A 13,217-nucleotide genomic window follows, 5' to 3' on the forward strand; every position below is an offset into this window, starting at 1 on the left:
ACTTATTTCTGGCTTTTTTTATTTCAAATCGTTCCCAATACGCCCATTTCGATGTCCATTTGCAAAGTTTTGGTCGTATTGTAAAATCCTTTTGACAACTGATATCCTCATAATAATAAACCTATATTTACCCGTTAAATGTAAAAAGTACATAAGAGACTATATCCGTATGAATAAAAAATCGATCATTTACCTCCTTTTGGCTTGTGCTGTGTTTGGAGGTGGATACTTTCTGATAACTACTAAAAAAGACAAAAAAGAAGCTGATAAGCCCAATGGGAAAAAAGATATGCCAGTCCCCGCACAGGCTATCATTGCCAAATCTTCCGTCGCCGATAGATCCATTAATCTCTCGGGAAGCATTGACGCAGAAGAGCAGGTTGAAATCAGAAGTGAAGTAAGTGGTCGAATCACCAAAATCTATTTCTCCGAAGGGCAGCGTATCAAACAGGGCGAACCCTTGATCAAGATTGATGATATTGAACTTCAGGCACAATTAAGACAAGCACAAACAACAAACCAGCTGAATGCCGAAAATGAACGTCGGGCCAAACTATTGCTGCAAAAAGGAGCAATCAGTCAGGAAGAGTTTGATATAGCCAGTGCAGCCTTAAAAACCTCCTTAGCACAGATCCAGTTGATTCAGGCGCAAATATCCAAAACAACCATCCGCGCCCCTTTTAGTGGCATGATTGGACTTCGGAATATTTCCGTAGGTGCCATTGTCTCATCCAGTACCCTGATTACGAACTTAGTGAAGGACAATCTTGTCAAAATTACTTTTGCAGTTCCCGAAAAATACAGCAATATTATTAAAATAAACATGCCCATTGAGTTCAGCGTAGCCAACGACCCAACCGTCATAAAAGCAAACATTTACGCCGTTGAACCACAAGTATCACTTAACACCAGAACACTCACCGTCCGCGCCAGAGCAACGAACGATCAGGGCAAATTGAAAGTCGGATCCTTTGTCAATGTGATTGTGCCGATCGAAGTGGAAAACGATGCGATATCCATTCCAACAGAAGCCATTGTTCCCGTACAGGACGGAAAAAAGGTCTTTGTATTACAGCATGGCCTTGCCAAGGAAGTGAAGGTTGAAACAGGTGCGCGTACCGACAAAGACATCGTCATTCTATCTGGCATCAGTGCCGGTGACACCGTTTTAACCACGGGCGTTCTGTCGTTAAAAGATGGAGCAAAAGTTAAGGTATCATTAGCTAACTAGTTGTACATGAATTTATCTGCAGTTTTTATTAAACGCCCTGTTTTAACTATTGTCGTCAATATTACCATCATATTGTTTGGCTATATTGGTTTTAGTTTTCTGGGCGTACGCGAATACCCCTCTATTGACCCAGCGATTGTTTCCGTCAGAACAAACTATGCCGGTGCCAATCCAGATATCATTGAATCTCAGATCACCGAGCCGCTAGAAAAGGCCATAAACTCGATCGATGGTATCCGCAACATCTCTTCTTCGAGCAATCAGGGATCGAGTAATATCACCATTGAGTTTGATTTAAAAAAGAACCTTGAGGAAGCCGCAAATGATGTCCGGGATAAAGTATCCCAAGCCGTGCGAAGCCTGCCACAGGATATTGATGCCCCACCGGTGGTATCCAAAGCCGATGCGGACTCCGATCCTATTATTACATTGACATTGCAAAGTGAGACGCGCGATAAACTTTCGCTGAGCGACTACGCCGAAAATGTGATTTCCGAAAGGTTGCAAACCATCCCCGGTGTCAGCAGCACACAGATCTATGGTCAAAAACGTTACGCCATGCGTCTATGGCTCAACCCCGACCGTATGGCCGCCTATGGTATCACAGCTTCAGATATTCGTACAGCATTGAATAACCAGAATGTTGAATTACCTTCGGGGAAAATTGTCGGAAACACAACCGAGCTCACCGTAAAAACCGTCGGCAACCTGTCTACCCCCGAGCAATTCAATAACATCATTTTAAAGGCCGATAGCAGCCGTATCGTCAAGTTTATCGATATTGGCCGAGCAGAGATAGATGCTGAAAATCTCGAAACAAAAATGGTCAGTAACGGTAAACAGCTGGTCGGTATTGCCATTATTCCGCAGCCGGGAACAAATTACCTCGATATTGCCAACAATTTCTATAAAATGCTCGATCAGATCAAAGAAGATCTGCCGCAGGATATTATACTCAACATCGCTTCTGACAATACAACATTTATTAAAAAATCTGTTGAGGAAGTCGCCGAGACACTCCTTATTTCGATCATTCTGGTCACCCTGATTATCTATTTTTTCTTCCGCGACTGGGGTATCGCACTACGTCCTCTATTGGACATTCCCGTATCCTTGATCGCGACATTCTTTATCATGTATATTTTCGGATTTTCCATCAATGTACTGACGCTGCTCGCTATTGTACTCGCGACGGGGCTTGTCGTCGACGACGGTATCGTTGTTACCGAAAATATCTTCAAGAAAGTTGAAGAAGGAATGTCCCCTATTGAGGCGGCCCTGAAAGGGTCGAAGGAAATATTCTTCGCTGTTATTTCCATTTCAATCACACTTGCAGCCGTATTCTTACCCGTTATATTTCTTCAGGGCTTTGTGGGACGGCTTTTCCGGGAGTTTGGTGTCGTCATCGCCTCGGCCGTATTGGTTTCCGCATTTGTTTCCCTCACACTCACGCCGATGCTCAACGCCTATCTGATCAAAGGCGGTGGACACAAGAAGACAAAATTTTACGATTGGACAGAACCCATGTTCGTCAAAATGAATAAAGGTTATGCCAATGCGCTGGAAAAATTCATGAAATTCAAATGGATAAGCTTTCCAATTCTGATCCTATGTTTTGTGATTATTGGCATCCTTTTCTCCTCCATTAAAAAAGAAACGGCGCCTTATGATGACAGAAGCAGCATCTCTGTCAACGTGACGGGCCCTGAAGGTGCCACTTATGAATACATGGACCGATACATGCAAGATCTGGATAAATTAGTCTATGACTCCATTCCCGAAAACAAAATCAGTTTAAACATTACCTCTCCTGGCTTCGGAGCGAGTTCGGTCAACTCCGGACGTATACGGATGACACTGGTAGATCCTGAAGAACGTAAAAAGTCTCAGGATGATATTGCAAAAGAACTGACCAAATGGACAAAAAAATACGATGGTGTCCGTGTCAATGTTTCGCAAACGCCAACGATATCCATGAATCGCAGAGGTGGATTACCTGTTCAGTACATTATCCAGGCACAAAATTTTGAAAAACTTCAGGAAAAGATACCCGAATTTATGAATGAGGTCAACAGCGATCCGGCATTCTCCACAACGGACATCAACCTGAAGTTCAACAAACCCGAACTGCATGTCGAAATTGATCGTCTGAAAGCACTCAGTCTGGGCGTTTCCGTACTTGACGTTTCGCAGTCCCTCCAATTATTGCTAAGCGGTCAACGTTTCGCCTATTTTATGCGTGATGGCAAACAATATCAGGTCATAGGCCAGGTTGAAAACGACCGTAGAGCCACGCCAACAGATCTTGCGTCAATTTACGTGCGTAATAACCTCGGACAGCTTATCCAGTTAGACAACGTTGTAAGCGTTAAGGAAGAAAGCAGTCCACCCCAACTCTACCACAATAACCGTTACATGTCGGCTACAGTTTCAGCCGGTTTGGCGCCGGGCATGAGTATGAGCGATGGCATTGCAGCAATGGATCGCATAAAAGAAAAGGTACTCGATCAAAGCTTCACCACCGACCTCTCCGGCGAATCACGTGATTTTGTTGAAAGTAGCTCCAATACACTATTTGCCTTTGGTCTTGCTTTGTTGCTTATCTACCTAATCTTAGCAGCTCAATTTGAAAGCTTCCTCGACCCATTTATCATTATCCTTACAGTACCCATGGCCGTTGCCGGTGCACTGATAAGTCTATGGTTATTTGATCAAACCTGGAATATATTCAGCCAAATTGGAACGATTATGCTCATCGGTCTCGTGACCAAAAATGGTATCTTGATTGTTGAATTTGCTAACCAAATGCGCGAAGAAGGAATGGAAAAATTTGAGGCAATTATGCACTCCGCCGAATCACGACTCAGACCGATCTTAATGACAAGTCTGGCCATTGCCCTGGGTGCATTACCAATTGCCATGTCACTTGGCGCTGCTTCAACGAGCAGAATTGGTATGGGGGTTGTTATCGTTGGTGGTACAATATTCTCCCTTATCCTAACCTTGTTCATTATCCCGGCGATCTATTACATGTGGTCAAGACAAAAAAAGCATAGACCTGAATTTGATAACATTAAAAGCTACGAATAATAAAGACATGAAGAGAAATTTCATCCTACTAGTATTACTTTACTCCATCATGTTTCAAGCTCGTGCACAAGAGATACTGACCTTGGAAGATGCGCTAAAAACAACGTTGAGCAATAACTTCAATATTCTTTTGGCTAAAAATGACAATAACATTGATATGGAGAATACCAGTCTAGGAAGCGCTGGTATGCTTCCAGCAGTAACTGGAACGTTCAGCAGAAGCAACTCCATCCAGAATTCAAGACAGGTCAGAGCAGATGGTCAAATACAGCAGATTTCCAATGCAAAAAATGATAACATGTCTTATGGAGTCAACCTAAACTGGACGATATTCGATGGACTGGGCATGTTTGCCCGTCGCGACCGCTTCAAAGAAATACAACGTCAAGGGGAAGCGGAGATTAAATATCAAGTGATTACCCAACTCAGCGAAGTCATGGCAACCTACTACAATCTGGTGCAACAAAAGCGCCTGATAAATGCCCTAGATACAACCATCACCTTATCGAGATACCGTGTCACGCTTGCCGAAAATCGCCTGGAGATCGGAAAAGGCTCCAAGCTTGATCTCCTGAATGCAAAAGTCGATTTGAATACCGATCAGACAAACCTGCTCAGACAGCAGGAAAGCTTCAAAAATACCAAGACTTACCTCAATCAGCTGATGACGCGCGACTTGAGCTTAGATTTTCAAATTGAAGACGAAATGAAACTTGATACGGATCTTAAACTTGGTAATCTGATCGAAATTGCTGATCGACAAAATCCGCAAATTCAGCTTGCCATCATCAACAATCGGGTGGCCGAACTCAACCTAAAAGCAGTTAAGGCCGAACGTTATCCCAAAATTGGCTTAAATAGTGGGTACAACTGGAACGAATCACACTCCTCCCTCGGTTTCTCGACAGAAAACAAAAATAGAGGTCTTACCTACGGCGTATCGGCTTCCCTTAATATATTCAATGGATTTCTTCAAAATAGAAACGAACGGATAGCCAAATTTCAGATTAAAGGCTCAGAACTACAGATACAGCAACAAAAACAAGATATCCAGGCTCAGGTCAGAACCCTATTCCAAACCTACATCACCAATATGGAGCTGGCTAATGTAGAACGAAAAAATGAGGAGCTGGCAAAAGAAAATTTAAACATCACGATGGATAAATTCCGTATCGGTACCATCACAACCTTAGAAGTAAGAACAGCGCAGTTAAACTACATCAATGTAATGACACGTAGCTATACAGCACAATATGATGCGAAGGTATCCGAGATACGCCTAAAAGAATTAACAGGCGAAACGTATTAGAAATTTCTTTTTACAAGAGGTCCTCTTAGAAAGGAACACACTACTGATGCGCTTCTTAACAGCATCCATCATTAAAAGCGAAAGGCTCCTTAACTAAATGAGGAGCCTTTCGTTTGTCTATTTAATAGTCAATTGCTATAATAGATTTCAGTGGTATTAAAACGCCACTTTTAATCTGAATATATCTATCGGTTAACGACCATACAGTGGTCTCGATACGCTTTGGTCCGGAATCAGTCTCAAAGGCGATTTCAGTTTTGGATTTAAACTCATTTCCCAACCGAAGTGCCCCTTTCAATTTATCCATAAAAGTCGCTGTCTTATCTTCACTCGCCGGGATAAATTTAAATTGAGGAATTTCCTCTTTAGCTATTAGTTCTCCAACCATAATACTAGCATTTAATGTGTAAATTATTGTTTTGCGATATACTACTTTTATAACGCTTTAAAGCCAATCTTATTTTATCTCTTTCTGCCATTGGCTTATTTAAATCTACCGATTCCCATGATAAAAATCAATTAAATCCTTGAAAACTATCATTTATTTTACAATAAAAAAACGATTGTACTTTGGACACACTGCTCCGCTTTGGGGGGCACCAGCAAGCCCAACAGGCATTTATAACGAGATATCTAAATATAGTGTCATTTCATTTTGAATTTATAGCCCAAATCATTCATATTGCCTATTTTTACTCAAAATAATATGTAAATGGAAAAATCTGTTTTTGAAAAAGAGTGGGAAATTTATTTCACGCAATGCTATTCTAACGGCCGCATTCGTTTCTCCGATTTATCCAATATCCTGCAGCTTACCGCGGGAGAACATGCCAATGCTGTCGGATTCGGTTTTAAAGAAATGGCCAAACATAACCAAACCTGGGTACTTAGCCGCATACGCATAGAGATTGTACGGTTGCCCAAATGGATGGACCATGTCAAGGTAAAAACTTGGGTTCAAGAATTAGAGGGCGCACGCTCAACGCGGAATTTTGAAATTACAGTCAATGGACAGATCTATGTTACTGCAACCAGTTATTGGGCTGTCATCAATACCGTGAAAAGGAGCTCTGAAACACTCGCAATTTCCACCGAAGATTTTACCACCTACCCTGATCGCCCGGCAACACAACAGCCATTTTCAAAATTGGATATTTCCCAGACCGTCAAAAATATTGATGAATATAGCGTCAAGCTCTCTGACCTGGATATTGTCAATCACGCCAACAATGTAAAATACCTGGACTGGTGTATGGACAGATTGCCCATTGAGCTTGTATTGACCAATCAGATCAGATCTTTAGAGATGAATTACCTGCGTGAATTACGCTATAATGATACCGTTGAAATTAACGGCGATGCGACAGATCAAGGTTACTTTATGACTGTTACTAAACAGCAACGAATCCACTTTGCTTTGGCTATAGAAACAAAATAAAAAGGGAGGCTTTGAGCCTCCCTTTTTATTTTACATATAGCATAATGTTATGCAAATGCCTTATCTCCTTTTTTGTAAGGAAGGTTGCCATCAAATCTTCCTGGGATCTTCACAAAACGCAATGCTTTTGTACAACCCAGCTCTGAGTTAAAGAAACCAGTCAATGTCAACTGTTTGAACATCGTGAACCAGTGTGGTGGATCGTTCTCAACATAATTGTACAATTGATTTTGTTTTTCTCTATTTTTCTCCAAAATATCTTTTTGATCTTCAGCTTGCTTTTTATTAAACTCGTTTGCTTCTTTATCCAAAGCAGCGGCAACAGCTGTTCTGTCTTCAGCAGAAAGTTCCAGGAATGGTTTTCCTTTCACCTCTTTTGCTTTATCATCTAAGCTCCCAAAACCAGTTAAAAATGCTTTTTGTTGCTTCTCCGTATAACAATCGCGAACCATGACCGGAATAAAACTTCCTACCCCTGCTTCTTTCGCACCCGGAGTTGCGGTAGCTGGTAAAATTGCTTCAGCCAAGTCACCTAATAAATCAGTTGTCTTCGCTTCAAACAAGGCTTGTACATCTTTTGTTGCTGAGCGTGTACAACCTTCCAAAAATAAATTAGCGCCGATAACGGTACCTCCTAAAATTAAGGCAACTCGTTGTAATGCTTCTCTTCTATTCATACTACTAAATATCTTAATTTTAGAAATTATATTTCATTTCCCAACCTTGTCTGTAATTACGTTTTACATATTGATTGACGTTATCAAAATTGGTGACACGCATGTTATCGTTATCCCACAACAATTTTAAGTTACGTCCAGGGTATTTACCATCAATACGTAAATCAGCACCTCTGATCGCTAGGTTAGCCATTAATAAAGCTTCTGTCAACGGACCTGCTATTTCAAAAGGTGAACTCACTTCTTTCTTGCCGTATCCAGCTTGACAAGCTTCAACCCATTGTGCATAGTGTCCGCCTTCTTGTCCTTGAACACGGGCATATTTCTGTGCCACCTGCTCTTTTCTTGAAGTTGGCAACAAGCGTGCATTCTGGCCGTAGGTATCAGCAAGGATTTTACCTTTTGTACCAACAAGTAAAATACCATTACCACCATCACCAAAAATTTCGTTTGGACCTAATTCATCCGGACGAGCAGGCTGAATACCACCATCCATCCAATGTAACGTAACAGGACCATTTGTACGTGGCGTTTTAGGGAAAGTTAATGTCGCATGGCTCGATGGAGGGCAACTTTCAGGGAAATATCCGCGTTTGAACTCATCCACATACACCGATCCTACAGTTGCCTGTACATCTTGTACATAAGTCAATCCTAAGGTACTGAAAGGAACTTCCAACAAGTGGCAACCCATATCGCCCAGTGCACCAGTACCATAATCCCACCAGCCGCGCCAGTTGAAAGGCACCAATTTGTCAACATACTCTTTATGCGGCGCTGTACCTAACCAAAGGTCCCAATCCAATTCTTTTGGAATTTCAGCTTTACCTGTAGGCCATGCAATACCTGAAGGCCATACCGGACGATCTGTCCAACAATATACCGTATGTACATCACCGATCAGACCTGCTTCATACCATTCGCGTACAAAACGCGGTCCATCATTTGATGCACCTTGATTTCCCATTTGGGTAACAACCCTATATTTCTTAGCTGCATGCGTCAATGCTCTCGCTTCCCATACATCGTGAGTCAACGGTTTTTGAACGTACACGTGTTTACCCAATTGCATAGCTGCAAGCGCTTGAATCGCATGTTGATGATCTGGAGTTGATACAGAAACGGCTTCTATACGTTTGTGCTCCTTATCCAACATCTCACGGTAGTCTTTGTAATATTTTGCTTTCGGGTAGCGTTTCAACGCACCAGCTGCACGACGGTCGTCCACATCACACAAGAAAGCTAGATCTGCTTTTCCTGAATCATGAAATGCATTGATGTCACTAAAACCTTTACCCCCTACACCAATACCTGCTACTTGTAATTTGTCACTTGGAGCTGTAAAGCCATTTCCGCCCAATACATGGCGAGGGACGATCATAAAAGCCGCAGCAGCAGTTGCTGCGCTCTTTATAAAACCTCTTCTACTCGTCTTATTTGAGTTATTTTCCATTGTTATCAATCTTTAGCTATTAGATGTTACCTTTTTTCAATTCGCTCACTGCGAAATCAACCGCACGAGCAGTAAGCGCCATATACGTCAATGAAGGGTTGACACAACCTGCAGAAGTCATACATGCACCGTCCGTTACGAAAACATTCAATGCATCCCAAACTTGGTTGTTACCATTTAATACCGAAGTTTTCGGATCACGTCCCATACGAGCAGTTCCCATTTCGTGGATACCTTGGCCCAGACCATATACGTTATCGTACGTATACGTATCTTTTACGCCAATGCTTTCCAACATTTCCTTCATTTCATTTTGCATGTCACCACGCATCTTCAATTCATTATCCTTGATCTCAGCGTCAAATGATAATACAGGTAAACCCCATTTATCTTTTTTGGACTTGTCAAGTGTAATTTTATTTTCGTGATATGGCAAGGTTTCTCCAAAGGCTGTAAAGCCAACCGTCCAGTCGCCTGGCTCACAGATTGCATCTTTCCAAGCGCCACCTACTTCCATCTCCGCTACTGCACCAGACCAGCGTCCACGACCTGCAGCACCTTGGTAGCCAAATCCACGTACATAGTCGCGTTTTTTGGTATCACCTTCTACGTTTACAAAACGTGGTACATACAAACCTGTCGGTCTACGTCCAAATACATAGCTATCTAAATAGCCTTCCAACTTACCACCAGCACCACAACGGAAATGGTGATCCATCAAATTGTGGCCCAATTCACCGCTGCTACTTCCTAAACCACCTTCCCAAACATCTGTAGCTGAGTTCATCAATACCCAAGTCGAGTTTAATGCAGACGCACAAACAAAAATTACTTTAGCGAAAAACTCATAGGTTTGGTTTGTTTCAGCATCAACAATCTCAACGCCTTTTGCCTTTTTCGTGTTTTTATCGTAGATAATCTTTGTTACGATAGAAAAAGGACGTAATGTTAAGTTATTTGTCTTTTTTGCTGCAGGAAGAGTCGCCGATTGCGTACTGAAATAAGCACCAAAATTACAACCCAACCAACATTGATTTTGATATTGACAATTTACACGGTCATGATGCGGAACAGTAATGTTTGCTGTTCTACCCATGATGAAATGACGTTGACCACCGTATTGTTTTTTCAAACGCTCAGCCAGGTCTTTTTCAACGATGTTCATCGCCATTGCCGGCATGTAATCTCCATCTGGCAAAGATGGTACACCGTCTCTATTTCCAGAGATACCCGCAAATTTTTCAGCATAACTATACCAAGGAGCAATTTCATTATAACGAATCGGCCAATCTACACCATGACCATCTTTTAAGTTAGCTTCAAAATCCAAATCGCCCAAACGATAAGATTGTCTTCCCCACATTAAAGAACGTCCACCAACATGATACCCACGGTACCAGTCAAAACGTTTTACTTCGGTATATGGACTCTCTTTTTCATTTACCCAAAAATCCAGGTTCTTCTCATTCAAAGGATAATCTCTACGCAAAACCGGATAATCTTCGATCATTTGTTGCGTACGACCGCCAGCATGAGGCCATTCCCATGGATTTTTATTTGGTGCAGTATAATCCTTGATGTGTTCAATGTTACGACCACGCTCCAGCATAATTGTTTTCAGCCCTTTCTCTGTCAATTCTTTCGCAGCCCATCCACCACTTATCCCCGAACCGATTACAATTGCGTCATAAGTATTTGTTGCCATCTCTCTTCTAATTATTTGTTTTTAAATAGTTATTTTTTCTGTTTAGTGTGCAGCATTTGTACTGTCGATCTTTTCGTCCTTGAAAAAAGCTAAAAAGATAAAAAATACAACAGCTGCGATTATTGCAGGTACAACCCAGGTATGATTCCAAAATCCCGCTAGGTCTGTTGTTTTCATTTCTTTGTATTTGTCTCCTACGTAACCCGCTACCCAGAAACCGATCAACTGTCCAACGCCATACGTTGCCAAAGTGATCAAGCCCTGTGCTGCTGATTTGTATTTAACGCCAGCTTTGCTATCTGTATAAATCTGTCCTGAAACAAAGAAAAAGTCGTAACAGATACCGTGCAATGCAATACCGATCAACAACATGAACGATAGTTCGCCCGCATTGCCATAAGCAAATAACAGGTAACGTATTACCCAAGCCAACATACCGACTAAAATTGTTTTCTTGAAGCCAAATCTTGTAAAGAAAATTGGTAAGGCCAATAAGAACAATACCTCAGAACCCTGACCGATTGTCATTTTACCAGTAGCATTTTCTAGCCCTATCTCGGAAAGAAAAGGATTTGCATTCGAATAATAAAATGCCAGAGGAATACAGATCAATACCGAAGAAATGAAAAAGATAAAGAAGTTCTTGTCTTTTAACAATTTAATCGCATCCAGACCAATGATTGATGCAAAGGATGGTTTTTCGTTTTCATCCAATTTAACCGGCGGCGTTTTAGGCAGTGCAAAAGAAAATACACCCAATACTAAAGAAGCAACACCCGATAATAGGAAAGTATTTTTTAATGCCCCTTCTGACGCTTTTGCATCCCAAAAATAACTGATAACTAAACCAGCTACAATCCAACCAATAGTTCCCCAGATACGTATACCTGAAAACTGTTTTTCTGGATTCGTCAATTGGCGAAAAGAAACTGAACTAGTCAAAGCTAATGTTGGCATGTAAAGTATCATATAGGCCAAAACATACGGATAAAATGTCGACATGTCTGCGGCACCATACATCTGATACATCAATACCGCACCGACCAAGTGTAAAACACCCAAAATACGCTCCGCATTGAAATAGCGATCTGCAATCATTCCGACAATAAAGGGAGCGATAATAGCACCCAATGATTGTGTAGAAAATACATTAGCCTTTTCAAATTCTGTTGCATTCAAATTCTTGCTCAAAAAAGTACCTAATGTGACAAACCATCCCCCCCAAATAAAAAATTCGAGGAACATCATGAAGGATAGTTTAAATTTTATTGTTGATGAAATCATAAAAAAAATGGTGTTTTACAATACTACTAATTGGTTTTACCTGCTCAATTTAAGAAATTAAATCTAATTGTCAATAGTACACTATTAAAATATTACAAAAAGCTATCGACCTCGCGATAAGCCGCCACCAAGCGATCCTCACCCTCTTTACCAGGTTTGGAAATACCATGTTCCATCCCCATGATACCCTTATATCCCTTACTATGAATGTGTTTGAATACGTTTTTATAATTGATCTCGCCCGTAGTCGGTTCTTTACGACCTGGATTATCGCCGATCTGAATATAAGCAATTTCATCCCAGCAACGATTCATATTTGCAATTAAATCTCCTTCGGTACGTTGCATATGATAAATATCATATAAAATTTTACAGGATGGACTGTTCACCGCTTTACATAAAGCATACGTCTCATGTGTTTGCTGCAAAAATAGATCTGGTGTATCACTTAACGTTTCCAACACCATCACCAAACCATGTGGTTCAAAGATCTCCGCACCCTTACGCATCGCAGTAAGTATGTTGCTGAACTGATTACCCCAAGGTAGTTTTCTTTCATAAAAGCCAGGTACCACAGTCAGCCATTTTGCATTGCAACGCTTGGCAGCTTCGACAGACTTCTTGCATGTTTCGACAAACTTATCTAAATACTCTTGTTTACCCGTCGCTAAAGAAGGCATCCAGTTTTGTCCGCCATCCACAACAAATACACCCATGGTCATGCCTAACTTAGCCAATAAATCACCGATCTTCTTCTGCTCATCCAATGTTCTGCCCAAATAGCCATTATCTTCTATTCCACGAAATCCCAAATCATACATATACCGAATTTCATCCAGGAAATTGTCACCTGCATGATTTTTGAACATCCCTTGATGCGGGGCATAATTTAAGTTAAATGTCTTTCCTTTATCCATCGTATTGGCTGTATTTTGAGTGGTTGACGCAAAAGTCTGTCCAGCTAGTCCTGCCCCGGCGGCCAAAAGACTACCTTTAATAAAATCCGATCTCTTCATTTTATTTATAATTG

At 41.3% G+C, this 13,217-nt stretch carries 10 protein-coding genes; 4 read left to right on the forward strand and 6 right to left on the reverse strand.

The annotated features are described in order from the left end of the window. The first annotated feature begins 169 nt into the window (after positions 1-169). The 3 genes from A9970_RS07230 to A9970_RS07240 are packed head-to-tail and all read left to right on the forward strand — an operon-like array spanning position 170 to position 5,630. Positions 170-1,231 (forward strand): efflux RND transporter periplasmic adaptor subunit, encoded by a 1,062-nt coding sequence (locus A9970_RS07230; RefSeq protein ID WP_182981795.1) that lies wholly within the window; start codon positions 170-172, stop codon positions 1,229-1,231. Positions 1,232-1,237: 6 nt separating this feature from the next. Continuing rightward, positions 1,238-4,321 (forward strand): efflux RND transporter permease subunit, encoded by a 3,084-nt coding sequence (locus A9970_RS07235; protein ID WP_182981796.1) that lies wholly within the window; start codon positions 1,238-1,240, stop codon positions 4,319-4,321. Positions 4,322-4,328: 7 nt separating this feature from the next. Beyond that, positions 4,329-5,630: a TolC family protein gene (locus tag A9970_RS07240; RefSeq protein WP_153844721.1), complete on the forward strand. Its 1,302-nt coding sequence runs from the start codon at positions 4,329-4,331 to the stop codon at positions 5,628-5,630. A gap of 121 nt (positions 5,631-5,751) precedes the next feature. Here A9970_RS07240 and A9970_RS07245 read toward each other — a convergent pair whose 3' ends face one another. After that, positions 5,752-6,018, reverse strand: a complete 267-nt coding sequence (locus tag A9970_RS07245; RefSeq protein ID WP_172462508.1) for a hypothetical protein — start codon at positions 6,016-6,018, stop codon at positions 5,752-5,754. A 324-nt stretch (positions 6,019-6,342) separates the two neighbouring features. Between A9970_RS07245 and A9970_RS07250 the strand changes: the two genes are divergently transcribed. Then, positions 6,343-7,068 carry an acyl-[acyl-carrier-protein] thioesterase gene (locus tag A9970_RS07250; RefSeq protein WP_153844722.1) on the forward strand — a complete coding sequence of 242 codons (726 nt, stop codon included), beginning with the start codon at positions 6,343-6,345 and terminating at the stop codon, positions 7,066-7,068. A gap of 47 nt (positions 7,069-7,115) precedes the next feature. Here the strand turns inward: A9970_RS07250 and A9970_RS07255 are convergent, their stop codons facing one another. The 5 genes from A9970_RS07255 to A9970_RS07275 form a co-directional block, all read right to left on the reverse strand. Further along, positions 7,116-7,745 (reverse strand): gluconate 2-dehydrogenase subunit 3 family protein, encoded by a 630-nt coding sequence (locus A9970_RS07255; protein WP_182981797.1) that lies wholly within the window; start codon positions 7,743-7,745, stop codon positions 7,116-7,118. A gap of 19 nt (positions 7,746-7,764) precedes the next feature. Beyond that, a complete protein-coding gene (locus A9970_RS07260; RefSeq protein WP_159726395.1) occupies positions 7,765-9,198 on the reverse strand; it encodes a Gfo/Idh/MocA family protein in 1,434 nt (477 codons plus the stop codon). A 19-nt stretch (positions 9,199-9,217) separates the two neighbouring features. Beyond that, positions 9,218-10,903, reverse strand: coding sequence for a GMC oxidoreductase (locus tag A9970_RS07265; RefSeq protein WP_153844724.1), 1,686 nt, complete (start codon positions 10,901-10,903; stop codon positions 9,218-9,220). 42 nt (positions 10,904-10,945) lie between these two features. Then, positions 10,946-12,184, reverse strand: coding sequence for a nucleoside permease (locus tag A9970_RS07270; protein WP_182982017.1), 1,239 nt, complete (start codon positions 12,182-12,184; stop codon positions 10,946-10,948). Between the two features lie 95 nt (positions 12,185-12,279). Further along, entirely contained in the window at positions 12,280-13,203 is a 924-nt protein-coding gene (locus A9970_RS07275; RefSeq protein ID WP_075992889.1) for a hydroxypyruvate isomerase family protein, read from the reverse strand. Between the last annotated feature and the right edge of the window lie 14 nt (positions 13,204-13,217).

It is taken from the genome of Sphingobacterium sp. UME9 (assembly GCF_014170215.1).
In the GTDB taxonomy this organism is placed as follows: Bacteria; Bacteroidota; Bacteroidia; order Sphingobacteriales; family Sphingobacteriaceae; genus Sphingobacterium; species Sphingobacterium paramultivorum.